27 protein-coding genes are annotated in these 25,436 nt (G+C 71.4%); 10 read left to right on the top strand and 17 right to left on the bottom strand.

From position 1 onward, the window contains the following. Window positions 1-41 precede the first annotated feature (41 nt). Together DDP54_RS08260 and DDP54_RS08255 are read right to left on the bottom strand one after the other, a co-directional pair. The gene (locus DDP54_RS08260; RefSeq protein ID WP_109131337.1) at window positions 42-506 is read right to left on the bottom strand and encodes an SRPBCC domain-containing protein; all 465 of its coding nucleotides are present in this window, start codon (window positions 504-506) and stop codon (window positions 42-44) included. Continuing rightward, a complete protein-coding gene (locus DDP54_RS08255; RefSeq protein ID WP_242448295.1) occupies window positions 503-859 on the bottom strand; it encodes a metalloregulator ArsR/SmtB family transcription factor in 357 nt (118 codons plus the stop codon). The genes DDP54_RS08260 and DDP54_RS08255 overlap by 4 nt, the downstream gene beginning before the upstream one ends. Window positions 860-954: 95 nt before the next feature. Between DDP54_RS08255 and arsM the strand changes: the two genes are divergently transcribed. Beyond that, window positions 955-1,698 carry an arsenite methyltransferase gene (arsM, locus tag DDP54_RS08250; protein ID WP_109131336.1) on the top strand — a complete coding sequence of 248 codons (744 nt, stop codon included), beginning with the start codon at window positions 955-957 and terminating at the stop codon, window positions 1,696-1,698. A 70-nt stretch (window positions 1,699-1,768) separates the two neighbouring features. Here the strand turns inward: arsM and DDP54_RS08245 are convergent, their stop codons facing one another. Then, window positions 1,769-3,082, bottom strand: a complete 1,314-nt coding sequence (locus tag DDP54_RS08245) for a TrpB-like pyridoxal phosphate-dependent enzyme (protein ID WP_109131335.1) — start codon at window positions 3,080-3,082, stop codon at window positions 1,769-1,771. A gap of 125 nt (window positions 3,083-3,207) precedes the next feature. After that, entirely contained in the window at window positions 3,208-3,633 is a 426-nt protein-coding gene (locus tag DDP54_RS08240; protein ID WP_109131334.1) for a DUF1232 domain-containing protein, read from the bottom strand. A gap of 113 nt (window positions 3,634-3,746) precedes the next feature. Here DDP54_RS08240 and DDP54_RS08235 point away from each other — a divergent pair, with 113 nt between their 5' ends. Continuing rightward, window positions 3,747-4,367: a GNAT family N-acetyltransferase gene (locus DDP54_RS08235; protein ID WP_109131333.1), complete on the top strand. Its 621-nt coding sequence runs from the start codon at window positions 3,747-3,749 to the stop codon at window positions 4,365-4,367. Between the two features lie 11 nt (window positions 4,368-4,378). Here the strand turns inward: DDP54_RS08235 and DDP54_RS08230 are convergent, their stop codons facing one another. Both DDP54_RS08230 and DDP54_RS08225 read right to left on the bottom strand, forming a co-directional pair. Next, complete coding sequence (locus DDP54_RS08230) at window positions 4,379-4,963, bottom strand: 1-acyl-sn-glycerol-3-phosphate acyltransferase (RefSeq protein ID WP_197711348.1); 585 nt, start codon at window positions 4,961-4,963, stop codon at window positions 4,379-4,381. 7 nt (window positions 4,964-4,970) lie between these two features. Next, window positions 4,971-6,464 carry a sensor domain-containing diguanylate cyclase gene (locus tag DDP54_RS08225; RefSeq protein ID WP_109131332.1) on the bottom strand — a complete coding sequence of 498 codons (1,494 nt, stop codon included), beginning with the start codon at window positions 6,462-6,464 and terminating at the stop codon, window positions 4,971-4,973. A gap of 279 nt (window positions 6,465-6,743) precedes the next feature. Between DDP54_RS08225 and DDP54_RS08220 the strand changes: the two genes are divergently transcribed. The 3 genes from DDP54_RS08220 to DDP54_RS08210 all read left to right on the top strand — a co-directional run bounded on the left by DDP54_RS08220 (window position 6,744) and on the right by DDP54_RS08210 (window position 8,504). Beyond that, window positions 6,744-6,986, top strand: coding sequence for a hypothetical protein (locus DDP54_RS08220; protein WP_158274483.1), 243 nt, complete (start codon window positions 6,744-6,746; stop codon window positions 6,984-6,986). Beyond that, complete coding sequence (locus DDP54_RS08215; protein ID WP_109131330.1) at window positions 6,983-7,252, top strand: acylphosphatase; 270 nt, start codon at window positions 6,983-6,985, stop codon at window positions 7,250-7,252. Before DDP54_RS08220 ends, DDP54_RS08215 begins: the two co-directional genes overlap by 4 nt. Before the next feature lie 127 nt (window positions 7,253-7,379). Further along, window positions 7,380-8,504, top strand: coding sequence for a PD40 domain-containing protein (locus tag DDP54_RS08210; RefSeq protein ID WP_109131329.1), 1,125 nt, complete (start codon window positions 7,380-7,382; stop codon window positions 8,502-8,504). 48 nt (window positions 8,505-8,552) lie between these two features. On the opposite strand, the gene DDP54_RS08205 is transcribed toward DDP54_RS08210, so the two are convergent. Then, window positions 8,553-9,008, bottom strand: a complete 456-nt coding sequence (locus DDP54_RS08205; protein ID WP_109131328.1) for a YdeI/OmpD-associated family protein — start codon at window positions 9,006-9,008, stop codon at window positions 8,553-8,555. 410 nt (window positions 9,009-9,418) lie between these two features. On the opposite strand from DDP54_RS08205, the gene DDP54_RS08200 reads away from it, so the two are divergent. Beyond that, on the top strand, window positions 9,419-9,949 hold the full coding sequence (locus DDP54_RS08200; protein WP_146192396.1) for a hypothetical protein: 531 nt from the start codon (window positions 9,419-9,421) through the stop codon (window positions 9,947-9,949). Between the two features lie 70 nt (window positions 9,950-10,019). Here DDP54_RS08200 and dnaB read toward each other — a convergent pair whose 3' ends face one another. Next, a complete protein-coding gene (gene dnaB / locus DDP54_RS08195) occupies window positions 10,020-12,587 on the bottom strand; it encodes a replicative DNA helicase (protein WP_109132444.1) in 2,568 nt (855 codons plus the stop codon). A gap of 400 nt (window positions 12,588-12,987) precedes the next feature. On the opposite strand from dnaB, the gene DDP54_RS08190 reads away from it, so the two are divergent. Further along, window positions 12,988-14,331, top strand: a complete 1,344-nt coding sequence (locus DDP54_RS08190; protein WP_197711347.1) for an MATE family efflux transporter — start codon at window positions 12,988-12,990, stop codon at window positions 14,329-14,331. An 87-nt stretch (window positions 14,332-14,418) separates the two neighbouring features. Here the strand turns inward: DDP54_RS08190 and rplI are convergent, their stop codons facing one another. The 5 genes from rplI to DDP54_RS08165 all read right to left on the bottom strand — a co-directional run bounded on the left by rplI (window position 14,419) and on the right by DDP54_RS08165 (window position 18,698). Next, window positions 14,419-14,868: a 50S ribosomal protein L9 gene (gene rplI / locus DDP54_RS08185; RefSeq protein ID WP_109131325.1), complete on the bottom strand. Its 450-nt coding sequence runs from the start codon at window positions 14,866-14,868 to the stop codon at window positions 14,419-14,421. Between the two features lie 15 nt (window positions 14,869-14,883). Further along, on the bottom strand, window positions 14,884-15,120 hold the full coding sequence (gene rpsR / locus DDP54_RS08180) for a 30S ribosomal protein S18 (protein WP_028045854.1): 237 nt from the start codon (window positions 15,118-15,120) through the stop codon (window positions 14,884-14,886). An 82-nt stretch (window positions 15,121-15,202) separates the two neighbouring features. Next, the gene (locus DDP54_RS08175) at window positions 15,203-15,745 is read right to left on the bottom strand and encodes a single-stranded DNA-binding protein (RefSeq protein ID WP_109131324.1); all 543 of its coding nucleotides are present in this window, start codon (window positions 15,743-15,745) and stop codon (window positions 15,203-15,205) included. Window positions 15,746-15,818: 73 nt separating this feature from the next. Next, complete coding sequence (rpsF, locus tag DDP54_RS08170) at window positions 15,819-16,112, bottom strand: 30S ribosomal protein S6 (protein WP_109131323.1); 294 nt, start codon at window positions 16,110-16,112, stop codon at window positions 15,819-15,821. 192 nt (window positions 16,113-16,304) lie between these two features. Further along, entirely contained in the window at window positions 16,305-18,698 is a 2,394-nt protein-coding gene (locus DDP54_RS08165; protein WP_109131322.1) for a transglycosylase domain-containing protein, read from the bottom strand. 309 nt (window positions 18,699-19,007) lie between these two features. Between DDP54_RS08165 and DDP54_RS08160 the strand changes: the two genes are divergently transcribed. From DDP54_RS08160 to moeB, 3 genes are all read left to right on the top strand, one after another. Beyond that, on the top strand, window positions 19,008-19,667 hold the full coding sequence (locus DDP54_RS08160; RefSeq protein WP_109131321.1) for a PadR family transcriptional regulator: 660 nt from the start codon (window positions 19,008-19,010) through the stop codon (window positions 19,665-19,667). Beyond that, window positions 19,664-20,743, top strand: a complete 1,080-nt coding sequence (locus DDP54_RS08155; RefSeq protein ID WP_109131320.1) for an inositol-3-phosphate synthase — start codon at window positions 19,664-19,666, stop codon at window positions 20,741-20,743. The genes DDP54_RS08160 and DDP54_RS08155 overlap by 4 nt, the downstream gene beginning before the upstream one ends. Window positions 20,744-20,826: 83 nt before the next feature. After that, window positions 20,827-22,023 carry a molybdopterin-synthase adenylyltransferase MoeB gene (gene moeB, locus DDP54_RS08150; protein ID WP_109131319.1) on the top strand — a complete coding sequence of 399 codons (1,197 nt, stop codon included), beginning with the start codon at window positions 20,827-20,829 and terminating at the stop codon, window positions 22,021-22,023. Between the two features lie 67 nt (window positions 22,024-22,090). Here moeB and DDP54_RS08145 read toward each other — a convergent pair whose 3' ends face one another. The 4 genes from DDP54_RS08145 to DDP54_RS08130 all read right to left on the bottom strand — a co-directional run bounded on the left by DDP54_RS08145 (window position 22,091) and on the right by DDP54_RS08130 (window position 25,367). Then, the gene (locus DDP54_RS08145) at window positions 22,091-23,146 is read right to left on the bottom strand and encodes a 2,3-butanediol dehydrogenase (protein WP_109131318.1); all 1,056 of its coding nucleotides are present in this window, start codon (window positions 23,144-23,146) and stop codon (window positions 22,091-22,093) included. Window positions 23,147-23,248: 102 nt separating this feature from the next. Beyond that, window positions 23,249-23,737 (bottom strand): cyclic pyranopterin monophosphate synthase MoaC, encoded by a 489-nt coding sequence (moaC, locus tag DDP54_RS08140; protein WP_109131317.1) that lies wholly within the window; start codon window positions 23,735-23,737, stop codon window positions 23,249-23,251. Between the two features lie 131 nt (window positions 23,738-23,868). Further along, the gene (locus DDP54_RS08135; protein ID WP_109131316.1) at window positions 23,869-24,759 is read right to left on the bottom strand and encodes a PfkB family carbohydrate kinase; all 891 of its coding nucleotides are present in this window, start codon (window positions 24,757-24,759) and stop codon (window positions 23,869-23,871) included. A gap of 32 nt (window positions 24,760-24,791) precedes the next feature. Beyond that, complete coding sequence (locus DDP54_RS08130) at window positions 24,792-25,367, bottom strand: TetR/AcrR family transcriptional regulator (RefSeq protein WP_109131315.1); 576 nt, start codon at window positions 25,365-25,367, stop codon at window positions 24,792-24,794. Window positions 25,368-25,436 lie beyond the last annotated feature (69 nt).

Below are 25,436 nucleotides of genomic sequence, written 5' to 3'. Positions count from 1 at the left end.
GCCGGCGCGGGCGGCCCACGGCGGACGCGCGCCCGGGTGGTTCAGTGCGCGGCGAGCAGCTCAGCGAGCTTGTCGAACGAGCTCGCCCAGCCCTGTTCGACCCCGACGTGCTCCGGTCGGGAGTCGGCATCCGCGCAGTGGAAGGTCATCTCCGTCCCACCGTCCGCCTCGGCGAACGTCACGGTCATCACCGTCTCGCGACCGTCGAGCCGACCGGGTTCGCGCTCCATGAGGATGATCCGCTCGGGCGGGTCGACCGCGCTGTACGTCAGGCTGCGCGGGTAGGGCAGCCCGGTCGCGTCGTCGACCGTCGTCACGTTCCACCGGCCGCCGGGGCGCGGGTCGTTCGTGATCGTCTCGAGCGGCGCCCGGGACCCGCGCGGACCGAACCAGGCGGAGAGGCTGACGGGGTCGACCCAGGCATCGAAGACGGTGTCACGCGAGGCGGCGAACGGCCGGACGATCGTGAACTCGCGCGGTGCGACCTTCGGGACGAAGTGGCTCATGGCCGGTCCTCGCGGAGCAGCCCGCCGAGCGCGCCGAGCGCCCCGGGGACGACGCGGTACCACGCCCACACGCCGCGCTTCTCCCGCACGAGGATCCCCGCGTCGACGAGCACCTTGAGGTGGTGGGACACAGTCGGCTGCGCGAGCCCGACGACGTCGTTGAGGTCGCACGCGCACACCTCGCCGCGGGACGACGCGATGTGGGACACGAGCTGCAGCCGGGCCGGGTCGGCGAGGGCCTTGAGCACGCGGGCCAGCGCCTCGGCATCGGTGCGTGCGAGCGGCTCGCTGTCGAGCGGCGCGCAGCAGGCCGTGACGTCGACGACCGGGAGCAGGACGGGAGAGGTCGGCACGGAACCAGTGTCGTCTAGATATTGACATCTGTCGATCCGTGGAGCATTCTCCACGGATCGACATCTGTCAATGTCTAGACACCCAGGAGTCAGCCATGACCGACGACCTCGTCGCCCAGGTCCGCAGCACCTACGCCCGAGCAGCCCTCGCCGTCACCGACGTCTCGCCGGCAGCCTGCTGCAGCACCCCGACGGCGCTCGACGGTGGCGAGCAGTTCGGCGGGTCGCTCTACGACGCCGCCGACGTGGCCGCGCTGCCCGACACCGCCTACCTCGCGAGCCTCGGCTGCGGCAACCCCACCGCCGTCGCCGACCTGCTGCCCGGCGAGACCGTCCTCGACCTCGGCTCGGGCGGCGGCATCGACGTCCTGCTCTCGGCGCGGCGCGTCGGGCCGACCGGGTTCGCCTACGGCGTCGACATGACCCCGGAGATGCTCGCGCTCGCCCGCTCCAACGCCACCAAGGCCGGGGCCACGAACGTCGAGTTCCTCGAGGGGCGGATCGAGGCGGTCCCGCTGCCCGACGCGAGCATCGACGTGATCATCTCCAACTGCGTCATCAACCTGTCGGTCGACAAGCCCGCTGTCCTCGCCGAGATGTACCGGCTGCTCGTCCCGGGCGGACGGCTCGGCGTGTCCGACGTCGTCGCCGAGGACCACGTCACCTCGGGCGAGCGAGCCGAGCGCGGCAGCTTCGTCGGCTGCGTCGCGGGTGCGCTGTCCCGGTCCGAGTACCTCGAGGGCCTCGCGGCTGCGGGCTTCGCGGACGCGACCGTCGCGTTCACGCACGAGGTCGCCCCGGGCATGCACGGCGCGATCGTCCGGGCCACGAAGGCCTGAGCGCACTGCGGGCGACGACCGGCGGAGGGGCCGGTCGTCGCCCGCGGACGTCACACGGTCGCGATCGGTCTCACACGTACGACGAGTACGCCGGCAGGTCGAGCACGCCGTTGCCGGACAGCCCGATGAGGATGACCTCGGGCTCCGTCACCGTCCGCGCGTAGGCCAGCGCCGCGGCCACCGCGTGCGTCGACTCGGGCGCCGGGATGATCCCCTCGGCCCGGGCGAACTCGATCCCGGCAGCGAACGCGACGTCCTGCTCGATCGCGACGGCGTCCATGAGCCCGAGGTTCACGGCGTGCGACACCATCGGCGACATGCCGTGGTACCGCAGCCCACCCGCATGGATCGCGGGCGGGACGAAGTCCTTGCCGAGCGTGTACATCTTCAGCAGCGGGGTCAGCCCGGCGACGTCGCCGAAGTCGTACCGGTACTCCCCCTGCGTCAGCGACGGGCACGCGGCGGGCTCGCACGCGACGGACCGCGTCGTCGTCCCCTCGCGCAAGTTCTGCCCGATGAGCGGGAACGTCAGGCCCGCGAGGTTCGAGCCGCCGCCCGCGCACGCGAACGCGACGTCGGCCTGGACCTCACCCGCCGCGGCGAGCTGCACGAGCGCCTCCTGGCCGATGACCGTCTGGTGCAGCATCACGTGGTTGAGCACGCTGCCGAGCGCGTAGTGCGCACCCGGGTCCTTCGCGGCGACCTCGACGGCCTCGCTGATCGCCATGCCGAGCGAACCGGTCGTGTCGGGCAGCTCCGCGAGGATCGCGCGGCCGGCCTCCGTGAGGTCGGACGGCGAGGGGTGGCACACGCTCCCGTACGTCTCCATCTGGAACCGGCGGTACGGCTTGGAGTCGTACGACGCGCGGACCTGCCACACCTCGCACGTCAGGCCGAGCAGCGAGCACGCCATCGCGAGCGACGCGCCCCACTGACCGGCGCCCGTCTCGGTCGTCAGGCGCGTGATGCCCTCGACCGCGTTGTAGTACGCCTGCGCGACGGCGGTGTTGGGCTTGTGCGAGCCGACCGGGCTCACGCCCTCGTACTTGTAGTAGATCCGGGCCTTCGTGCCGATCGCGCGCTCCAGCCGGGCAGCCCGGATCAGCGGCGACGGCCGCCACAGCGCGTAGATCTCCCGGATGGCCTGCGGGATCTCGATGTACCGCTCGGTCGCGACCTCCTGCTCGATGAGCGCCATCGGGAACAGCGGGGCGAGGTCCGGCGGGGTCAGCGGCTCGCGCGTCCCGGGGTGCAGGTGCGGCGGGACGGGCTCGGGGAAGTCGGCGTTGAGGTTGTACCAGTGCGTCGGGACGGTCGACGGGATCGCCGTCCCGAGCGGCTCGGTGAAGCGGTTCGTGCGGGGGGTCTCGTCGGTGAGCGCCATCATCGTCCGTCTCTCGCGGGGCCTCGAGGGGCCCGGTCCCGGTCTACGAGCGCGAGCGTAGCGCCGCGGTGCCGGGTGCGGGGGCACGGCCCCGGACGATGAGATCGCGCGGAGGGCTGTCCGCGTCACGCCCCGGACGGTGCCGCGATCCCGGCCAGCCGAGCGACGACGGCGAGCCCCTGCGGCGTCCCCGACCAGTGCCGGGCGAGCGCGTCGGGCCCCGCGGCCCTGACCACCGCGCGCAGGACGAGCGCGACCACGACGACGTCGTCGGCGTACCCGATGACCGGGATCATGTCCGGGACCAGGTCGAACGGCATGAGCAGGTAGGCGAGCAGCAGGACGAGCCCGACGCGGGAGCGCCGCGGGACGGTGGGGTCGGCGGCGAGCGAGCGCAGCAGTCGCAGCAGGTCAGGGATGAGCCGCAAGGCGTCGCGCGCCTGCACGGTGTCCGGGTGCGTGCGGGCGTACTGCCACAGCAGCCCCAGCAGCACGACGTACACGAGCAGGAGCCCGCCCACGACGCCGAGCGCGACCTGCCACCAGTCCACCGGTTCCCCCTCCTCGGCCGCCGCCGTGGGCACCTTCTCCCAGCACGGTACGCCGGCCCCTCCCGGGACTTCGGTCGGTGGACTGCCGTCCAGGAGCACGCCACCCTTGACCGGTGAACCTCGACGCGCCGACGATCCTGGAATCGGAGTACGCCGATGCGGCCGCGCACGTCCTGACGGCAGCGCTGCGCGACGACCCCGGCTTCACCCACGTCCTGCCCGACGCCCGGGTCCGGAACGAGACCCTCCAGGCGTTCTACGGCTACATCGTCCGCGACGCCATCCGGTTCGGCACGGTCCTCGCGGTGCGCGACGCCGCCGGGATCGCGGGCGTCGCGATCTCCTACCCGCCGGGCGCGCACCCTCTCCCGGTGAGCCGCAAGCTCGCCGCGATCCCGTCGATGGCCCGGGTCCTGGCCCGCTCGCCGCGCCAGGTCCTGGCGTTCGCCCAGCTCGGGTCCGCGATCGACGCCGCGTTCCCCCGGGACCCGCTGACCTACATCGAGGCGCTCGGCGTCCGCCCCGACGCCCAGCACCGCGGGCACGGCCGACGCCTCATGGGGCGGGTTCTCCGGGACGCCGACCACGGGAGCGCCGACTGCTACCTCGAGACCTCACGTGCGGTGAACGTCCCGTACTACGAGTCGATGGGGTTCGCGTCGCTCGGCGCGTTCGCACCGCTGCGGCGCGGTGGGCCGCCCGAGGCCCGGATGCGGCGCACCCGACCCGTCTGAACAGCGCGTCGTCAGACGGGGCCGGCTGCGGAGTCTTCCTCGTGGAGCAGCGGCGGCGTCCAGCCCTCCGGGTTGATCCCGACCTTGTCGGCGTAGAACGCCCGGATCTTGTCCATGTCGGCGTGCACGTCGCCCGTGAGCCGCAACGTCACCCCGAGCCCGGCGGTCTTCGTGGAGCGGTCGACGAACCCGAGCGTAACCGGCAGGTCGGCCTCGCGCGCGATGCGGTAGAACCCGGACTTCCAGTACGGCCGCCTGCTGCGCGTGCCCTCCGGGGTGATGACGAGGAAGAAGTGCTCGCCGGCACGCACACGGGCCACGAGGCCGTCGACGAGCCCCGTCGGGTTGCTCCGGTCGACCGGGATGCCGCCGAGGCCGCGCGCCAGGGGTCCGAGCGGCCCGCGGAACAGCGAGTCCTTGCCGAGGAACCGCGCCTGGACACCGTGGCTCCAGGTGATCGCGAGCATGAACAGGAAGTCCCAGTTCGACGTGTGCGGAGCCCCGATGAGGATGCCGCCGCCACCCTCGGGCGGCTGCGAGCGCAGGGTCCACCCGGACGTGGCCCAGAACAGCCGGGCGAAGAGACGGCGCATCATCGGGTCATCACCCGAGCGAGGGTACGTCAGACACCGACGTCGGGCTGGGGAGGGCGCCGACCTGGTTGCGACCCGCGCCCTTCGCCGCGTAGAGCGCACGGTCGGAGCGCCCGACGATGGACCGTGGGGTGTCGTCGATGCCCGCCTCGGTGACGCCGATGCTCATCGTCTGGCCGCGCGGGACGACACCGAGCAGCCGCGACGCGATCTCCCGGCCGTGGTCGAGGTCGCACGCGGGCATCGCGACGGCGAACTCCTCGCCGCCCCAGCGGGCCACGATGTCTCCGGTGCGCAGCTCGGCGCGCAGGGCCGTCACCAGGTCCCGCAGGAGCTCGTCCCCGGCGGTGTGGCCGTACGTGTCGTTGTAGGCCTTGAACCGGTCCATGTCGATCAGCGCGACGGTCAGGGGCTCGCCGCTGCGCCGGGCGCGGGCCAGCTCGCGGTCCAGCTCCTCGTCCCAGCTGCGCCGGTTCGCCGCACCGGTGAGGGGATCGGTGCGCGCCTGCGCAGCCATCCGGGCGACGAGCTCGTCGCGGTCCAGCGCGGCCGCGATCTCGGCGGCGACGAGCTCGACCATGTACAGGGCGTGCTCGGGGAGCCGGGCCCGGGACTCGGAGAAGCCGACGACGAGGAGCGCGGTCCTCCGCCCGTCGAGGGTGACCGGCTCGAACAGCACGGCCCGGGATCCCGTGAGCTCGGCGAGTCGCGGTGACACCCGTGGGTCACGGGCCACGTCCGCGACGTAGATGCGGTCGCCCGTGCGCCACGCCTCGACCGTCGCGGAGATCTCGACCCGCGCGGGAATGCGCAGCTGGCTCAGGTCGAGCCCGCGGGTGCCCGCCGTCGCGACGTACTCACCGTCGGCGTTCCGCTCGACGATGAGCGCGTATCGCGCTCCGGTGACGAGGCGAGCGGCCGCGCACAGCTCGGACCGGGGGTCGGTCCCGGCCGTGAGCGAGCGGGTGATGGCCCCCAGTGCCGCGACGTCGGCGGTGCGCTGGCGTGACTGCTCGACGAACATCTGGATCGACGGACCGGCGAACATCCCGACGGCCACGGACACGGCCGTCGTGGTCCACGCGGACGCGGGGTACAGCGGCGACCCGACCAGGAGCATCGGCCCGACGAGGATCCCCGTCATCGCAGCGACCGCGACCAAGAGCTGACGGCGGGTTCCGTACATCGCCAGCCAGATGACGGGCAGCATCACCAGCGGCGTGTAGCCCGCCGCCGCACCACCCCGCGCCTGCCGCATGAGTGCGACCACGACGAAGAACCCGAGCGGGAGCACCGCCTCGCACCAGGCAGGCAGTCGTCCCCACGGGACGATCACCGCCGCGAGCGGCACGACGCACATCGACACGCCCGCGGCCACGAGCACGAGCCGGCTCGCCGACTCGGTGACGGTCGCCAGCTCCAGCAGCACCGCGACGAGCGCGACGGCGACGAACGGCGCGCCGCGACGGAGCGCTCCGGGGTCACTCAGCGGGCGAGGCGTCATGGCGCCCCGCACAGTCGCTGGCTCGTCCCGCTGCGTCACCGGCCCTCGCCCTCGTCACGGTTGCCGGACGCGGCACTGCCGCGGGCCCGGAACCTTCAGGTTCAACATAGGCGCCGCACCGACCAGCACCGTCCTCACTTCATCGGCGCAGCAGGGGGACTTGTGAAGTGTCGTGACGAGCCGGCTCGACGCGGGTCGTCGCCGCCCAGGTCAGGGGCTCGTCGTGCGGACGACAGTCACGGCACCCGGACGGCCTTGCCCCGCGCGCTGTCCTCGTGCGTGCACGCCGGCATCGACGCGTTCGGGGTCGCGGCGTCGTCCAGCAGCGACAACGCCGCGAGCTTCGTGACCTACCGGCTGCGTGGGCTGCCGGCGGCGGGCCGCGCGGCCGCCGACGCCGTGACCGCACGGGTCCCGGTCCGCCTCGGCCCGTACGAGCCGGCGCTGGACGACGCGGTGGCGGCGGGACGAGAGGGACGAGAGGGACGAGAAGCGTCGCCGCCGCGCACACTGGAGGGGTGATTCGCCGCAGGGTCGTCGTCCACGGCGACGTCCAGGGTGTCGGGTTCCGGTGGTCGTGCGCCCGTGAGGCCGACCGCCTCGGCGTGCGCGGGTGGGTGCTCAACCGGGCCGACGGTGCCGTCGAGGTCGTCGCCGAAGGCGAGGCTGCCGCCGTGGACGAGCTCGTGACCTGGGCGCGCCACGGTCCGCGGCACGCCGTCGTGTCGTGGGCCGAGGTCACCGAGGAGGCACCGCAGGGTCTGCAGGACTTCGAGATCGCGGGCTGACCTCGCCCCCGGCACCTGCCTGACGTCGCGTCGCCGCCCGAGCGCGTCGCGCACCGGACCGGTGCGGACGCCTCAAGTCCGGTGGGTAGAGGCCCGATATGCCCGTCATGACCCGGGACAGCACGGCGTGAACGCACGAGACGGCGTCAACGTCGGTGTGACGACCCTCGTCGTGGCCGGCGTCCTGGTGGCGAGCTTCCTCAGGACCGGCTGGGGCAAGGACCCGTCGGCGGCCTCGACCCCGTTGCCGACTCCGCCTGCCGCCTCGGTCCCGCCGGGCGCGGGGTCGACGCCGTCGACCGCTCTGCGGCTGGTCGGCGGCTCGATCGACCCGGCCACCGTCCCGGTTCGGTCCGTCGACCAAGCACTCTTCGTGGCTGAGGTCATCGGCGGGGAGGGCAGCGGTCTCCTCGTGGTCGACGCGGCGACGGGCGAATGGGCACGGTCGGACCTCGTCTCGACGATGGACGGGCCGCTGCTGCTCTCGCCGGACGGGCGCAGCCTCGTCCGCGCCGTGTGGTCGCCGTCGAGCGGCGAGGTCGGCGTCGAGACCGTCGAGCTCGGCACCGGCACGGTGCACCAGGTCGCGGTGCCCGAGCCGCCTGACTGCAGCGTTGACGCTGTGGCGTGGGCGCCCGACGGCCGTCATCTCGGCGTGGTGTCGGTGTGCGCGACCCCGAACGTCTACCCGAAGGACCCGAAGGACCCGACGTACGCGACCGTCGTCCAGGAGGTCGAGCTCGCGACGGGCAGGACCTTCGACATCGAGCGGGTGCCCGGCAGGACTCCCAGCGAGACCTACCCGAGCTACTCGCCCGACGGCCGACTGTTCGCCTACGGCATCAGCGGGGGGACCGAGTTCGAGGACGGCGAGAGCTGGGGGGCGGTGCGCGTCACCCCGGTTCACGGAGGTGACGCGCACGACTGGGACGACGTCCACCTCGTCTACGGCGACCCGTGGCGCGACGCGACCACCCTGCTCGTCTGGGACGAGCTCGCGGACGTGCTGGGCCCCGACTCGCATGCGCTGCTCGACACCACGACCAGCACACGGTCGCCCTACGGGATCGACCAGCTGACGAACCTCGACGGCTTCGTAGCCGGGACGCTGCTCGCCGAGCAGGCCGACCCCTGCCCCGTCACCCTCTGCTCGGTGGACCTGAGCACCGGGGCCGTCGCGCCGTGGCTGACGCTGCCGACCGGGATGCAGGTCGTGTCGGTGAGCGCGGCGCGGTCCCTGCTCGCCGACTGACCCGCGTCCCACTGGCTCCGCGGGTCTTCCGCGCGGCTCGCGCGCCGATCAGAAGCTCTGGGCCTGCCGAGTCGAGTCCAGCTCGGCGACCACTGCACCGATCCGCCGCTCGCGGGTCTCGGTGCGGGCCGTGGTCACGGCGAGGACGTGGCGGCGCTGGTTCGAGTACGACAGCGCCGCGAAGGCCGCCCGGATGGCCGGGTCGTCGTCGAGCGCCGCCTGGAGGTCGTCCGGAACCTCGACGGTGCGGGGCGCGTCGTCGCGGACCACGTCGACCTCGATGGTGTCCCCCGCCTCGATGCCCGCCGCGGTCCGGATCTCGGCGCTGACGGGGATGCGGGTCTGGCCCTTCATCGTCGCGATGGTGCTGGCGTACTCGACGCCGTTGATGCCCACCCGCACCGGGATGCGTCCGCCGCCGCCGAGCGCCTCGACCACGTCGGGCGGGACGACCACGCCGGTCGCTGTCTTGCCGTCGAGCAAGAGCTCTGTCGTGTACTTCATCGCGCCTCCTCGTGCGTCATCTCCACGGCAGTGTGGAACGGCTGGCTGCTCAGACGCCAGTCCCCGCGCACTCGACGCCTGGCACGATGGCGACATGGTCCTGCCCGTCGAGAGGTGCGACACCCGACCAGGGAGCGAATGATGACGACCGCTGACACACCTCCACCCGCACTCACGTGGGGGCTCCGGGCGCTGCCGGTCGTCGCGTTCGTGGCCGCGGGACTCGTCACCCGATCGACGCTCGCGGCGCTGGTCGCGCTCGCTCTCGGATGGGTTGCTGCTGTCGTCCTCACAAGGCTGTGGGGGCCACACGGCCCGTCGCCCCCAGTGCTGCACTCCCGCTCGAGCCCGCGCCGTCGGCGACGGCGGCACCGACGCCTGCCGAGGTTGAGACGACCGAGCCCGCCACCATGGAACCCCCCGCGGCCATGGACGTGCCGCTCGCGGTAGCCGAGACCCCGATGCCCCCAGCCCGCCAGGCACCGTTGCCCGTCGAGCTCGAGCGAGCTGAACGCGCGGCTCGCGCCGACAGCGGCTTCCTCGCCGGCTACTACGCGCTCATCGGTGACACCCTCGAACGTGTCAGGTGGCGACCACGGGGCACGGAAGACGCCATCGTGCTCGTCCGCCCGGACGACGCCCACGAGCAGGACGAGCTCCAGCACGGCCACTGGATGCGAACCGTGCCGCAACAGGAGGTGACCGTCTTCCGCCACTACGAGGCGCGTGGGCGCCACGTCGCCGGAGCGCTCCTGAACCTGCGCCGCTTCGAGGACGGCCGCATCTACGCCGAGTGGCACCAGATCCAAGACGCCGAACCGAACCACTTCACGACGATCCCCCCGGGGTTCACCTGGGAGAAGAACGACAACTACGAACACGGCTGGGTCGAACCAGGTGACCTTGTCGACGTGTGGGACTTCGAGAGCGGCCGTGTCTGAGGGCTGCGAAGCCCGCTCGTCCGGCAGCCGCTGCCCCAGCTCAGCGGCGCATCGGCGGCCGCCGTCGGCGTCACGCCTGCATGTCGACGAATCGTGAGTAGTGCCCCTGGAACGCCACGGTGATCGTGTCGGTCGGACCGTTGCGGTGCTTGGCCACGATCAGGTCAGCCTCACCGGCGCGCGGTGACTCCTTCTCGTAGGCATCCTCACGGTGCAGAAGAATGACCATGTCGGCATCCTGCTCGATCGAGCCAGACTCGCGAAGGTCGCTCATCATCGGGCGCTTGTCGGTGCGCTGCTCCGGGCCACGGTTCAGCTGAGAGATCGCGATGACCGGGACCTCGAGCTCCTTGGCGAGCAGCTTGAGCGCACGCGAGAACTCCGAGACCTCCTGCTGGCGGGACTCGACGCGCTTGCCCGACGACATCAGCTGCAGGTAGTCGATGACCACGAGCTCCAGGTTGTGCCGCTGCTTGAGCCGCCGGCACTTCGCCCGGATCTCCATCAGCGACATGTTCGGGGAGTCGTCGATGAACAGCGGCGCCTCGGAGATCCGACCCATCGTGGCTGCGAGCTTCTGCCAGTCGTCCTCGCCCATCTGACCGGTGCGCATCTTCTGCAGGTGGATCTTCGCCTCGGCCGACAGCAGACGCATTGTGATCTCGTTGCGGCTCATCTCGAGCGAGAACACAACGGATGTCTTTCCGTGCTTGATCGACGCCGACCGCACGATGTCGATACCGAGAGTCGAGTTGTGGGTCGGCACCATGGCTCGGCTCGCGAGATACAGGTGCTCGGGGTGGTCGACCTCGACGCACCTGACGGGGATGCTGTCGATCGGCTCGACGGCCACGACGTACCGCTGGCGGATTCGGGGTGTCGAGGGTCGGCGCCGTTCCTTGTGGACCAGGCGCTTCCGCTCGAGCGCGAACACGTCGTCGTCGGTCGTGAAAGTCAGGGTGTAGGCGACCGAGGTCTCGTCGGTGCGGCCCCGGACGATGCGTGTCGACGCCCCCGCGCGGTACCCGAGCGAATGGACGAGCTCACGTACGTCCTCCGCCAGGCGCCTGCTCGTCAGGGTGATCTGCGGGCTGCCTGCCGGGTTGACGGTGCCGTCGGTGTCGAGAAGCCCTGCCAACAGCTCTCGCCGCTGGGCCTCGCTCGCCCTGAGGTACTGGGTCGGGATGTGCTTGTTGTTCATCACCCCGAGCGAACGCAGGATTCCCGCGACCGTGCCGTGGTGGTCGCGGCACGCCTGGCACTGACGCAGGCCCGTGCTCGGCAGGCCGCAGTCGGGGCACGTCGGGGCCGCGACTGGCGCCGACACGGCCTTGGCGCGGCCTCCGCACGACTGTCCGCAGGTCCGGTCCTGGCTGGTGCGCGGGACGAACTCCTGGCCACAGACCACGCACTCGCGGGCGGCGATCGCCTCGGGCTCCGGGAGCCGCAGGCTGTACAGCCGGGCAGTGCCCGCGGGCGATCGCTGCTCACGCGCGACCAGTCCCAGACCCTCGATCCGCATCACGATCTCGGAGTCCGCCGAGGTGAACCGCGCGGAAGCGGAGTGCCCGTCGCCCAGCCAGACCCCGAGCGCGTAGGGCGCGAGGGGGAGGTCGGCTTCGGGGAGGTCGAGCGGGGCCGTGACGTCGACGGAGTGGTTGGCGCGCCGGTCCGCCGTCGCGCAGTGCACCGTCAGCGCAAGCTGCTCGGTCGTCCGGACCTCGGCGGTGCCACCGCGCGACAGACGGCGCATGGCGCGGGTCCGGGTCGCCCATTCGTGCTGAGCGTCGGCGATGATCTCCGTGCCGTCGTCGAACGTCACGCGGTAGCAGGGGCGGTCGGTCATGACCGGTGTTGCTGCCACGACGAGGGTCGGGGTCCCGTCGGCGGCGATGAGCTGGTCGCCGACCTGGACGTCACCCATCGTCGTCCAGCCCGTGGGGGTGGGTAGCGGCGTGTCGAGGGCGAGGGCCTTGCCGATGGCGGGACGCGCAGCAATAACGATCATCTGCCCCGGGTGCAGACCGTTCGTCAAACGGTCCAGGTCCGCGAACCCCGTCGGCACCCCGACCATGCCCACGCCGCGGTGCCCCGCCGCCTCGATCTCGTCGACCGCACCGCCGATGACGTCGCCGAGCCGGTGGTAGTCCTCGGACGCGCGGCGTTCGGTGACCGCGTACACCTCGGCCTGCGCGTTGTTGACGATGTCGTCGACGTCGCCGCCGTCAGTCGCGTAGCCGAGCTGCACGATCCGCGTGCCGGCCTCGACGAGACGGCGCAGGACGGCCCGCTCGCGCACGATCCGCGCGTAGTACCCCGCGTTGGCCGCGGTCGGCACCATCGAGATGAGGGTGTGGAGGTAGGGCGCCCCGCCGATGCGGGTCATCTCGCCGCGCTTGGTCAGCTCGTCCGAGACGGTGACCGCGTCGGCCGGCTCGCCGCGGCCGTACAGGTCGAGGATCGCGTCGTAGACCGCCTCGTGGGCCGGGCGGTAGAAGTCGTTGCCGCGCAGCTGCTCGACGACGTCGGCGATGGCGTCCTTCGAGATCATCATGCCGCCGAGGACGCTCTGCTCAGCGGCGATGTCCTGCGGAGGGGTCCGGTCGAACTCGCGGGTGCGGCCCGACCCCGACGGCATGCCGTACTCGAGCTCTTCGATCGTCACAGACCCATCCCCGCCTCGACCTCAACCCTACCGAACACACGTTCTACCGGGAGGGTCCGACACCCCTGCGCGACCGCGCTCCCAGCGAGGTCCGACGCCTGCCGGCGCCGACGTCGAGCATGACCTCAGCGCACCGATGAGCACCCGGACGAACACCTCGACCAGCACGCCTACGCGAGGCTAGAGCCGTTTCCCCCGCAGGGAAAACGGTGCCGTCCACAGGCCCTGGGGACGACGGTCGATCCCCTGTGGACGGTGTCCGATTTCGCTGTGCACAGGGTGTGGGCACGCCTGTGGATAATCGGTGGCGACAGGTCCGAGCGGGCGGCTCGACCGGCCCAGACGTTGTGCACCGCCTGTGGACGGGAGACTCGTGGCCAAGATTTCACCTGCTGGACAGATTCCGTCCACCATCGACCGGCAGATCGCCACCCTCGCAGTTCCTGCTCTCGGTGCCCTCGTCGCGGAACCGCTGTTCGTCCTCGTCGACTCGGCGGTCGTGGGCCATCTCGGCACCGCCCAGCTCGCCGGCCTGTCGCTCGCCTCAACCGTCCTCGTCACCGCCGTCGGCCTGTGCGTGTTCCTCGCCTACGCCACCACGGCGAGCGTCGCGCGTCGACTGGGCGCCGGCGATCGCAGCGGAGCGCTGCAGGTCGGCGTGGACGGCCTGTGGCTCGCCTTCGCACTCGGCGTCGTCCTCGCGGTCGCGGCCTGGCTGGGTGCGCCGGCGGCGGTCGACGCGCTGGGGGCCGACGGCGCGGTCGCCGCGCACGCCGTGACGTACCTGCGCTGGTCGGCGCCCGGGCTGCCCGGCATGCTGCTCGTCCTCGCGGCCACCGGCGCGCTTCGCGGGCTCCTCGACACGCGCACCCCGCTCGTCGTGGCCGCGGCCGGGGCCGTCGCCAACGCCGTCCTCAACATCACGCTCGTGTACGGGCTCGGGCTCGGGATCGCCGGGTCGGGGCTCGGCACCGCGATCGTGCAGGTCGCGATGGGCGTGGTCCTCGTCGCCGTCGTCGTCCGCGGTGCGCGAGCGCTGGGGGCCTCGGTCGCACCCGCTGCCGGCGGCATCCTCGCCAACGCACGGTCGGGTGCACCCCTCCTCGTGCGGACCTCGTCGCTGCGCCTCGCGATCCTCGCAACCGTCTGGGTCGCGACCGCGCTCGGCGACGTGACGCTCGCCGGCCACCAGGTCGTCAGCTCGCTGTGGAGCCTCGCGGCCTTCGCGCTCGACGCGCTCGCCATCGCCGCTCAGGCCCTCGTCGGGCACGCCCTCGGGGCCGGCGACATCCCGCGTGCGCGCTCGGTGCTGCGCCGGACCCTCACGTGGGGCATCGGTGCGGGCGCCGCGCTCGGGCTGGTTCTCGGCGCGAGCGGCTGGCTCCTCGCGCGCCTGTTCACGACCGACCCCGACGTGCGACGGGCCGTCACCGCGGCGCTCGTCGTCGTCGCGCTCGCCATGCCTCTCGCCGGCTGGGTCTTCGTGCTCGACGGCGTGCTCATCGGAGCGGGCGACGGTCGCTACCTCGCCTGGGCCGGGATCCTGACGCTCCTGGCCTACGTCCCCTGCCTGCTCGCCGTGCGGGCCTGGGCGCCGGGTGGCACCACCGGTCTCGCATGGCTGTGGGTCACGTTCGCGGGGGCGTTCATGCTCGCCCGCGCACTGACGACCGGGCTGCGCGCCCGCGGCGACGCCTGGACGGTCACGGGCGCCTGACCCGCGGCACCGACCAACGCCAGGACGCCGGCACCCCGAAGGGTGCCGGCGTCCTGGGACGTGCTGGTCGGACCGGTGAGGGTGAGCTCAGCCGGCGACGACGTTGACCGTGATGGTCGCGGAGACCTCGGGGTGCATCCGAAGCTGCACCTTGTACTCCCCGACCGACTTGATCGGCTGACCGATCTCGATCTTGCGACGGTCGATCGACTGACCGCCGGTGGCCTTGACGGCCGCGGCGATCTCGGCGGTGGTGACAGCGCCGAACAGGCGACCGGAGTCGCCGGCCTTCGCGGTCACGACGACGGGCTTCGCCTGGAGCGAGTCACGAGCGGCCTTGGCCTCGTCGAGCGAAGCGATCTCGCGCGACTTGCGGGCCTGACGGATCGCCGTGATCTCCTTCTCGGCGCCCTTGGACCAGTTGGTCGCGAGGCTGCGCGGGACGAGGAAGTTCCGGGCGTACCCGTCCTTCACGTCGACGACGTCGCCGGGCTCGCCGAGACCGGTGACCTCGTGGGTCAGAATGAGCTTGGCCATGGGGTTACCTCCTTCTCAGCGTGCGGACGACGAGTACGGCAGGAGTGCCATCTCGCGGGCGTTCTTGACTGCACGTGCGATCGCACGCTGCTCCTGCGTGGACACACCGGTCACCCGGCGCGCACGGATCTTTCCGCGGTCGGAGATGAACTTGCGCAGGAGCGCAGTGTCCTTGTAGTCGACGACGTCGATCTTCGCCGCCTTGAGCGGGTTGAGCTTCTTCTTAGGCTTGCGGACAACGGCCTTGGCCATCGCGGTGCTCCTTGTCATGAAGTGCTGGAGCCCGGGGCGTTGCCATACCCCGGGATGGTGTGTCAGTGGTGCTGAACGTCGATCAGAACGGGGGCTCGTCGGAGAAGCCGCCAGTGCTCGCAGAACCGCCGGGGGCCGGCGTGGCCCACGGGTCGTCCTGCTGGCCGCCGGAGGCGCCGCCGTAGCTGCCACCCCCGCCGCCACCGCCGTTGAAGCCGCCACCGCCGCCTGCGCCGAACCCGCCACCGCCGCCACCGGACCGCTGGGTCCGGGTGACCTTGGCGCTGGCGTAGCGCAGGGACGGGCCGACCTCGTCGACCTGGAGCTCGACGACGGTGCGCTTCTCACCCTCGCGGGTGTCGTACGAGCGCTGCACGAGCCTGCCCGTCGCGATGACGCGCATGCCCTTGGTGAGCGACTCGGCGACCGACTCGGCTGCCTCCCGCCAGATCGAGCAGCGGAGGAACAGCGTGTCGCCGTCCTTCCACTCGTTCGTCTGACGGTCGAACGTGCGCGGAGTGGATGCCACGGTGAAGTTCGCGACAGCAGCACCCGAAGGGGTGAAGCGCAGCTCCGGGTCCCCGGTCAGGTTCCCGATCACCGTGATGACGGTCTCACCAGCCATGCCAGCTCCTCGTACGTCGAGATTTCGTCTGAGACGTTCAGTTGATGCGCAGGGTACTCACGTGGACCGACGCTCAGGCGTCGGCGCGGAGGACCTTGGTGCGCAGCACGACCTCGTTGAGGCCCAGCTGACGGTCGAGCTCCTTGGCGGTCGCAGGCGACGACGTGAAGTCGACGACCGCGTAGATGCCTTCGGACTTCTTCTGGATGTCGTACGCCAGGCGGCGCTTGCCCCAGATGTCGACCTTGTCGACCGTGCCGCCATCGTTCTTGATGACGGTCAGGTACTTGTCGAGCGAGGGAGCGACGGTGCGCTCCTCGATCTCGGGATCGAGGATGATCATGATCTCGTACTGACGCAGGCTCATACCCACCTCCTCTGGTCTCAACGGTCACGGTCTGTCCGTGACAGGAGGGTTCTCGTGCGTCGCTGCACCCTCGTCCGGCTTGCGCCTCGCGGTGGTGCTGCCCGTGGCCGACGACGATAGGCGCCGACGACCGGTGGGCACAGCAGTGTTCTAGGCTACCCGGTCCGGACCCCTGGTCCGAACCGGGCCCCGTCATCCTGCGGCAGCAGCCGTAGGTGAGGGTGTCTGGGCGGGTGCCGGAGGGGCGACCGTCGGGGCCGGCGTGGCGACGGGCGCCGGGCCGGTCGAGACGACCAGCGTGACGACCCCCTGCGGATCGAGCATCGTGCCGGCGGCGGGGTCGGCCCGGATGACCTTGCCGGCCGGCACCGTCTCCGAGGACGCCTTGGCCACAGCGGGCTGCAGCCCGGCGTTGAGCACGGCCGCCTCGGCGTCGGACTGGAGCTTGCCCTCGAGACCGCTCGGGACGGCGACCTGGGTCACCGGCGCCTGCGTCTCGACGGGCGGGGTGGTCGCCGTCGGGGTCGGGGTCGCCGTCGCCGTGGGCGCCTTGCCGACGTTCGCGCGGGCCGGGAACGGTGTCTCGTTCGAGTACGGCGCCATGGCCAGCACCGGCTTCATGTACGACGCCCACAGCGCGGCCGGCCAGGTGCCACCGGTGACGGTCTTGACGGCTCGCCCGCCGGACTTCCCGAACGCCTCGATCGTCACCGGGTCGTGCCCGGAGTCGCCGCCGACCTGGCTGAGCGCGACAGCCGTCGAGATCTCCGGGGTGAAGCCCACGAACCACGCCGACTGGCTCGTCTGGTTGGTGCCCGTCTTGCCCGCGATGGGTCGGCCGAGCGGCTTGACCCACTGCTTCGCTGAACCGTTCTGCACCACCTGCTGCATCGCGAACGTCGCATCGGCCATCACGTCGGGCGCGAACCGCTGCTCGTGCGCCTTCTCGCCCTTGTAGGCAACACTGTCGTCCCTGAGGTACCGGACCTCGCTGACGATGAACGGCGTGGAGTAGGTGCCCTGCGCCGCGATGGTCGCGTACGCGCTCGCCATGTCGAGCGGGTGCACCGAATCCGTCCCGAGGACGTTGGCCCGGTTGCCGTCGACGGTGGTCGTGACCCCGGCCGCCTCGGCCACAGCTTTGGTCTTCTCGGGGCCGATCTGCAGGTTGAGCTGCGCGTAGACCGTGTTCACCGACTGCTCGGTGGCCTTGACCAGGTCGATGTTCCCGAACTGGTCGTTGCTGAAGTTCCCCACCGGCCAGTCACCGAACGTCTGCGGACTCTTGCCGTTGAACGTCGTCGTGAGCGGCACGCCCTCCTGGAGCGCGGCGATGAGCGCGAACGGCTTGAAGGTCGAGCCCGCCTGGATGGCATCGAACGTCACGGTGTTGGCCGCATCCGTCAGGAGGTCGGGCCCGCCGTACATCGAGACGATCGCGCCGGTCTGCGGGCGGATCGACACGACGGCGACCCGGAGCTTCGGGTTGGGCTGCGCGCCTGCGAGGGTCCCGTCGAGCAGCCCACCGACCGCCCGGACCGCCTCGTCCTGCACGGGCTTCTCGATCGTGGTGATGATCGTCAGGCCCTTGGTGTCGAGGTCCTCGTCCTTGAAGGCACCGCTCGTGATGAGCTCGCTGCGCACGCGCTCGAGGATGTAGCCGTTGACACCCTTCATGGTGTCGGAGCGCTTGTACTCCGCTGTGGGCGGGAGGCCGCCGGCCAAAGTCGCGTCGTACTCGGCCTGGGTGATGTGGCCGTCGGCGAGCATGTGCTCGAGGACGACCTTCCACTTCGCCAGCGCCTTGTCGGGGTTCTTGGCGGGGTCCCAGTTGTTGGGCGACGGGATGATCGCGGCGAGCAGCGCGGCCTGGGGGATCGTCAGGTCCTTGGCAGCAACGCCGAAGTAGGACGTGGCTGCGACCTGGATGCCGTACGAGTCGCGACCGAAGTAGATCGTGTTCAGGTAGTTGCCGAGGATGTCCTTCTTGTCCTGCGCCCGCGAGATCTTGATCGCGAGCATGGCCTCCTTGGCCTTGCCGATGTAGTCCTTCGTCGTGCCCGACGTGTAGTACCGCTCGGCGTACTGCTGCGTGAGGGTGGACCCGCCCTGGGTCGCCCCGCCCCGGATGTTGTTGAGGAACGCGCGCGCGGTGCCGGTGATCGACACGCCGCTGTTCTTCCAGAACGTGCGGTCCTCGCCCGCGACGACCGCGTTGCCGACGTAGGCGGGCAGGGTGGCGAAGTCGACGATCTCGCGGCGCTGCACGGCGAACGTCCCCATGACCTCGCCGCGCGACCCGTCCGGGTTGTTCGCGTAGTAGACGGTCGTCACCTGCTTCGCGGTGTCGTCGGCCGGGTCGGGGATCGGGGTGAGCGCGTACGCCGCGACGACCGCGCCGAGGCCGAGGAAGCAGACGGTGAGGAAGGTGCCGACGAGGAAGCGCCACGACGGGAGCCACCGGTGCAGGCCGTGGTAGCCGTGCCGGGGGTAGTCGAAGAACCGGCGAGGGCGCTTCGGGGTCGCTGCTGCGCGCGACGCGCTGCGTCGCGCGGGCTGTGCTGCCCGACGGTTCGTGCCTGCCAACGCACTGCCTTCCTGCTGACGATCCGGTCCGCAGCCAGGTCGGCCAGGGGCCGGGACGGGACTGCCGGATCAGTATGGAGGACCTCGCTGTTCGCACCGGCGAACGGCGGGGATCGGGCCACCACCTTCACATGATCGGCACCGATCCGCCGCTCACCGCGGCGCGCGCGGGGGGCCGACGGGGTCGGGTACTTGCCGTGCGGGTCCCTCGGACGTACTGTGGCGATGTATCCATTCGATACATCGAGCGCGCTGCTCAGCGGCGGCCCGTGAGCCAAGACCCTCGGTCGGACCAGCAGGAGGTGGCACGTGCGCGGACGCTCCGACGTCCTCGAGCCGGCCATCCTCGGCCTGCTCCACCAGACGCCCATGCACGGCTACGAGCTGCGCAAGCGACTGAACGTCGTGCTCGGCTCGTTCCGGGCGCTGTCCTACGGCTCCCTGTACCCGTGCCTGCGCTCGCTCGTCGAGCAGGGCTGGATCATCGGCTCCGACTCCCCCTCGGCGCCGCCGCACGCGCTGTCCGGCAAGCGGGCCCGCATCGTCTACGAGCTGACCGCGGACGGCAAGGAGAAGTTCCAGGAGATCCTCTCCTCGTCCGGCCCTGCCACGTGGGAGGACGAGAACTTCGACGTCCGCTTCGCGTTCTTCGCGCAGACGGACACCGAGACCCGGCTCCGGATCCTCGAGGGCCGGCGCAGCCGGCTCACCGAACGGCTCGAGACGATCCGGCAGTCGTTCGCCCGGACCCGCGAGCGCATGGACGAGTACACGCTCGAGCTCCAGCGGCACGGCCTCGAGCAGGTCGAGCGCGAGGTGCGCTGGCTTGACGGCCTCATTGACAACGAGCGCGGGAACGACCGCGCCCGTACCCCTGGCACCGGCCGACCGGCCGTTGTCGACACCCCCCATGCTGACGACGGCGCACACACCGTCCCGGCAGACACCACCGAGAAGGAGCGAGGATGACTTCCATCCGCGTCGCCATCGTCGGCGTCGGCAACTGCGCCGCGTCGCTGATCCAGGGCGTCCACTACTACGCCGACGCCGACCCGAGCAGCACCGTGCCCGGCCTCATGCACGTGCAGTTCGGCCCGTACCACGTGCGTGACCTCGAGTTCGTCGCCGCGTTCGACGTCGACGCCAAGAAGGTCGGCTTCGACCTGTCGGAGGCCATCGGCGCCTCCGAGAACAACACGATCAAGTTCGCCGACGTCCCGCCGCTCGGCGTGACCGTCCAGCGCGGCCACACCTACGACGGCCTCGGCAAGTACTACTCCGAGACCATCGAGGCCTCGGACGCCGAGCCGGTCGACATCGTCCAGGTCCTCAAGGACCGCAAGGTCGACGTCCTCGTCTCCTACCTCCCGGTGGGCTCCGAGATCGCCGACAAGTTCTACGCGCAGTGCGCGATCGACGCCAAGGTCGCGTTCGTCAACGCGCTGCCCGTCTTCATCGCGTCCGACCCCGAGTGGGCCGCGAAGTTCGAGGCGGCCGGCGTCGCGATCGTCGGCGACGACATCAAGTCGCAGGTCGGCGCGACCATCACCCACCGCGTGCTCGCGCGTCTGTTCGAGGACCGTGGCGTCATCCTCGACCGCACGTACCAGCTCAACGTCGGCGGCAACATGGACTTCAAGAACATGTTGGAGCGCGACCGCCTGCAGTCCAAGAAGATCTCCAAGACGCAGTCGGTCACGTCGAACATGGAGCACAAGCTCGACCCGCGCAACGTGCACATCGGCCCGTCGGACTACATCCAGTGGCTCGACGACCGCAAGTGGGCCTACGTCCGCCTCGAGGGTCGCGCGTTCGGCGAGGTGCCCCTGAACCTGGAGTACAAGCTCGAGGTCTGGGACTCCCCCAACTCGGCCGGCATCATCATCGACGCCGTCCGCGCCGCGATGATCGCCAAGGACCGCGGCATCGGCGGCCCGATCCTGTCCGCGTCGACGTACTTCATGAAGTCGCCGCCGGTCCAGCACGAGGACCAGGACGGGCGCAAGCTCGTCGAGGCCTTCATCCGCGGCGAGGTCGAGCGCTGACCCGCAGCACCCTGTAGGTAGGTCGAGGGCCCCGGCGAGCACGTCTCGCCGGGGCCCTCGTCCGTCCGGCGTACCGTTGACCCGTGCCGCTGCCACCCCTCGTCGAACCTGCCGACGGCCTGACGCCGGCCGAGCTGGCCCGCTACGCGCGGCACGTGATCATCCCCGGCCTCGGTCTCGACGGGCAGCGCCGGCTCAAGAACGCCCGGGTCCTCGTCGTGGGCGCGGGCGGTCTCGGCTCCCCCGCCCTGCTGTACCTCGCCGCGGCGGGCGTGGGCACCCTCGGCGTCGTGGACGACGACGACGTCGAGCTCTCCAACCTCCAGCGGCAGGTCATCCACGGGTCCGACGACGTCGGCCGCGCGAAGGTCGACAGCGCGCGCGACGCGATCCGGTCCGTCAACCCGTTCGTCGACGTCGTGACCCATCACGTCCGGCTCGACGCCTCGAACGCGCTCGAGATCCTCGCCGGGTACGACCTGGTCCTGGACGGCGCCGACAACTTCGCGACCCGCTACCTCGTCAACGACGCGTGCGCGATGCTCGGCAAGCCGTGCGTGTGGGGCTCGATCCTCCGGTTCGACGGCCAGACGACGGTCTTCTGGGCCGATCCCCCCGCGGGCAGCGGGGTCGAGGGCGTGCAGTACCGCGACGTGTTCCCGAACCCGCCGGCGCCCGGCACCGTGCCGTCGTGCGCCGAGGGCGGGGTCCTCGGTGTCCTGTGCGCGGCGATCGGCTCGGTCATGGCCAACGAGGCCGTCAAGCTCATCACCGGCCTCGGTGAGCCGCTGCTGGGCCGGCTGCTCACGTTCGACGCGCTGAGCGCACGGTGGCGCGAGATCCAGGTCCGTCCCGACCCGCACCGCGCCCCGGCCGGACGGCTCGAGGACATCGAGATCGCCTGCGGCATCCCGGCGGCCGCGGCGGCCGGGCCCGGCGACGAGGTCTTCCGCACCATCTCCGCTCCCCGGCTCGCCGAGCGGCTGGCCGCGCGCGACCGCGGCCTCGACGACTTCGACCTCGTCGACGTGCGCGAGCCCGCCGAGCACGACCTCGTCGCGATCCCCGGCGCGAGGCTCGTGCCCCGCGCCGGGTTCCTCGACGGATCGGCGTTCGCCCTGGTCGACCCCGACCGGGAGCTGATCCTGCACTGCAAGTCGGGCGTGCGTTCGGCCGAGGTGCTGGCCCTCGCGACCGCGCGCGGGATCGACGCACGGCACCTCGACGGTGGGGTGCTCGCGTGGGTCGATCTCGTGGAGCCCCACAAGCCCCGCTACTGAACTGAACCGGCGACCTGCCCGGGTGCCCCGACCGCTCGGCGCACCCGGACTGCCCGGACCGTCTGAGCTACGGGTGGACCAGGATCTTCACCGCGGTGTCGTTGTGGTGGATCAGCGTGTCGAAGCCCTGGGTGATGAGGTCGGCGAGGTCGATCCGGCCGGTGATGAACGGCTTGAGGTCGATCTTGCCGTCGCGCACAAGCTTGATGACGGCCTCGTGGTCCCGCACGTAGGCGATCGTCCCGCGCAGGTCGATCTCCTTGAGCACGACCTTCTGCATGTCGACCGTCGCCGGGTGACCCCAGATGGAGATGTTGACGAGGACCCCTCTCGGCTTGAGCGCCGTCAGGAGGGTGTCGAGCACCGCGTTGACCCCGGCGCACTCGAAGGCCACGTCCGCCCCGACGCCACCGGTGAGCTCGAGGACGCGGGTGGGGACGTCCTCGCTGCTCGGGTCCAGGACGTGGTCGGCGACCCCGCTGCTCAGCGCCTTGGCCTTGCGGGCCTCGCTGAGCTCACTGATGATCGTCGTCACCCCGAGGCCCTTGAGCACGGCCGCCGTCAACAGCCCGATCGGCCCGGCGCCGCCGATCAGGGCGACGTCGCCCGGCTTGGCGCCGCTGCGGGTCACGGCGTGGTGTCCGACGGAGAGCGGCTCGATCAGCGCGGCCTCGTCGAGGGGGATGTCGCCGATCTTGTGGATCCACTGGCGCTTCACGACGATGGCCTCACTCAGCCCACCGCCGCCGCCGGACAGCCCGATGAACCCCATCTTGACGCACAGGTGGTAGTTGCCGGCCAGGCACTGGGCGCACTCGCCGCACGTGAAGTACGGCTCGACCACCACGTTGTCCCCGACGGCGAGGTCGTCGACCCCGTCACCGACCTCGACGACGGTGCCCGAGAACTCGTGCCCCAGCGTGACCGGGGGCTCCTCGCCGGCGAGGGGATGGGGGTGACCCGGGGCGGGGATGAAGATCGGGCCTTCGAGGTACTCGTGGAGGTCCGTACCGCAGATGCCGCACCACGCCACCTTGATCTTGGCCGTCCCCGGCTGAGTCACAGGCTCCGGGACGTCGTCGATCCGTATGTCCTTCTGCGCGTGGAATCGGGCTGCTCGCATGGCGTGCACTCCTGTCCGGCCGTGTGGGCCTCGAGGGGTTCGCCGGCTGCCGCACGTACCGAGATTCACGCTACCGCCGCGCCCTGTGCCCGGCGGCTCGCGTCACTCGTCCGGGTTGCGCCGCCAGGTGCCGCTCCGGCCGCCGGTCTTCTCCTCGACCCGGATGTCGGTGATGACCGCCGCGCGGTCGACGGCCTTGACCATGTCGATGAGCGTCAGCCCGGCGGCCGCGACGCAGGTGAGGGCCTCCATCTCGACACCCGTCCGGTCGGCCGTCCGGACCGTCGCCAGGATCGCGACGCCCTCGTCGGTCACGTCGAGGTCGACGACGACGCCGTGGATCGCGATGGGGTGGCACAGGGGCACGAGGTCGGGCGTCCGCTTGGCCGCCTGGATGCCCGCGATGCGCGCGACCGCCAGCGCGTCACCCTTCGGGACCCCCTCGCCCCGCAGCAGCGAGACGACGTGCGCGGTCGTGTGCACGAACCCGCTCGCGGTCGCGCTGCGGACCGTGACCTCCTTGGCGCTGACGTCGACCATGCGCGCGGCACCACGCGCGTCCACGTGCGTCAGCTCGCCGCGCTCAGTCACTGTCGGTCTCCTCGCGTCTCTCGGGTCGCCGGTGCGGCGCGTCGGGCACTGGTCCGCCCGACTGGCCCGAGACTACCCACGCCCGGCGACCTCATCGGCGCCGAAGGTCATGGCGGATGCCCTCACGCGGGTCACGACGCCGTCACCCGCCGTCCAGCCGGGTGCGTCTCCTTCTCGTCGAGCAGCGCGCTCAGGTGCGCCGAGCCGAGCGCCCGGGCCGCCTGCGCCGCACCCGCACGGAGGGCGACCTGCGTCGATGCCCCGTCGAGGGTCGCGGCGAGCACCCCGGCCATGAAGGCGTCACCGGCGCCGTTCGTGTCGACGATCCGCTCGACCGGGACGGCCGCGACCGTGTGCACCGCGTGGTTCGCGTCCACCGCGACGGCTCCCCGCGCCCCGAGCGTGCACACCGCGAGCAGCGCACCGCCGTCGACGGCCGCGTGCAGGAACGGGATCGGGTCGTCGCCGATGCGGTCGGCGTTCAGGAACACGTACGACGCGGCGGCGAGGAACGGCCGGTGGAACTCCGAGCTGCCGTCGTAGTCGTGCAGGTCCGTCCAGATCGGGACCCCGGTCGCCGCGGCGTCGTCGATCATGGCGCGCGCGTGGGCGGACAGGTCGAGCACGACGGCGCGGGCCGACGCCATCTCGGCGCGGACGCGCGCGTCGCCGACCGGGGCCTCGGGCGGGACCGACAGGTAGATCGACACCCGACCGCCGTCGGGATCCATGAGGTTCAGGTGGCGCTCGCTCGCGCCGTCTGTGACCGCAAGGAGGAGCGGCACCCCTGCGTCGCGGAGCCGGGACGTGATACGCCCGGCGACGTCGTCCGTGCCGACCACGGTGTGCAGCAGGACGTCGCGCCCGAGCTCGACGAGGTGCAGCGCCTTCCCCGCAGACGTGCCGCCGATCGTCTCGTGGCTGCTGCGGGCGAGCTCCATGTGGGGCACCGGCTCGGGGAGGGCGTCGAGCGCGACGATCTGGTTCCACGACGCCGGTCCGACGACGACGACCTCGGCCATGCGGCTCCTTCGAGGAGGTGTTCCGACCAGTCCTAGCAGCGCGGACGCGCGAGCGCGTTCCAGATCCAGACGGCCATCTGCTCGGGAGGGACGGGATCCGTCGACTCGAGCCACGCGATGAGCATGCCGAGCAACGACCCCGCGATGGACGCCGCAGCGAGCTCGACCGGCATCCCCAGGTCGCCCTCGTCCTGGCCGTACTGCGCGTAGCCGGCCATGACCACCACGGCGATCCGGTTCCGCAGGCGGGCGACGGCGATCGACGAGCCGTGCTCGCCGAGTGCCAGGCGATAGAGGGCAGCGTGGGCGAAGACGTGACGCGTGTAGCGCAGCAGGAGCTCGGGTGGGGGGTCACCGGGAACCATGGCGGCGTCCAGGGAGCTGAGGTCGGCACCGACCGCGGCGGCCTGCGCGTCGAGGGCGTCCGCGAGCAGGGTCTCCTTGTCGCTGTAGTGCTGGTAGAAGGAGCTCCGGTTGACCTCGGCGCGGTCGGCGATCTCGGCCACCGTGATCTCGTCGAGCGGCTGCTCACGCGCAAGGTCGAGGAGGGCGCTCTGGAGCATGCGGCGGGTGCGCGCGATGCGCGGGTCCAGCTGCGTCGTTGCCACGTCCTGCTCCCTCCTGAGCTCGTGCGGCCCAGTCTGCCTCGTCTTGTCGAACAACACCTGTCGGGTATC

This window comes from Cellulomonas sp. WB94, from assembly GCF_003115775.1.
GTDB lineage: Bacteria > Actinomycetota > Actinomycetes > Actinomycetales > Cellulomonadaceae > Cellulomonas_A.
This window is presented reverse-complemented; position numbering and strand designations above follow the sequence as displayed.

Excerpts from the sequence above, each read along its gene's own strand:
- DDP54_RS08200 (WP_146192396.1), top strand. The coding sequence starts at position 9,419 with ATGGAACCCCCCGCGGCCATGGACGTGCCGCTCGCGGTAGCCGAGACC.
- arsM (WP_109131336.1), top strand. The coding sequence starts at position 955 with ATGACCGACGACCTCGTCGCCCAGGTCCGCAGCACCTACGCCCGAGCA.
- DDP54_RS08225 (WP_109131332.1), bottom strand. The coding sequence starts at position 6,464 with ATGACGCCTCGCCCGCTGAGTGACCCCGGAGCGCTCCGTCGCGGCGCG.
- DDP54_RS08205 (WP_109131328.1), bottom strand. The coding sequence starts at position 9,008 with ATGAAGTACACGACAGAGCTCTTGCTCGACGGCAAGACAGCGACCGGC.
- rpsR (WP_028045854.1), bottom strand. The coding sequence starts at position 15,120 with ATGGCCAAGGCCGTTGTCCGCAAGCCTAAGAAGAAGCTCAACCCGCTC.
- DDP54_RS08230 (WP_197711348.1), bottom strand. The coding sequence starts at position 4,963 with ATGATGCGCCGTCTCTTCGCCCGGCTGTTCTGGGCCACGTCCGGGTGG.
- dnaB (WP_109132444.1), bottom strand. The coding sequence starts at position 12,587 with ATGCCGTCGGGGTCGGGCCGCACCCGCGAGTTCGACCGGACCCCTCCG.
- DDP54_RS08175 (WP_109131324.1), bottom strand. The coding sequence starts at position 15,745 with ATGGCTGGTGAGACCGTCATCACGGTGATCGGGAACCTGACCGGGGAC.
- DDP54_RS08135 (WP_109131316.1), bottom strand. The coding sequence starts at position 24,759 with ATGGCCGAGGTCGTCGTCGTCGGACCGGCGTCGTGGAACCAGATCGTC.
- rpsF (WP_109131323.1), bottom strand. The coding sequence starts at position 16,112 with ATGAGCCTGCGTCAGTACGAGATCATGATCATCCTCGATCCCGAGATC.
- DDP54_RS08155 (WP_109131320.1), top strand. The coding sequence starts at position 19,664 with ATGACTTCCATCCGCGTCGCCATCGTCGGCGTCGGCAACTGCGCCGCG.
- DDP54_RS08260 (WP_109131337.1), bottom strand. The coding sequence starts at position 506 with ATGAGCCACTTCGTCCCGAAGGTCGCACCGCGCGAGTTCACGATCGTC.
- DDP54_RS08145 (WP_109131318.1), bottom strand. The coding sequence starts at position 23,146 with ATGCGAGCAGCCCGATTCCACGCGCAGAAGGACATACGGATCGACGAC.
- rplI (WP_109131325.1), bottom strand. The coding sequence starts at position 14,868 with ATGGCCAAGCTCATTCTGACCCACGAGGTCACCGGTCTCGGCGAGCCC.
- DDP54_RS08245 (WP_109131335.1), bottom strand. The coding sequence starts at position 3,082 with ATGGCGCTCACCGACGAGACCCCCCGCACGAACCGCTTCACCGAGCCG.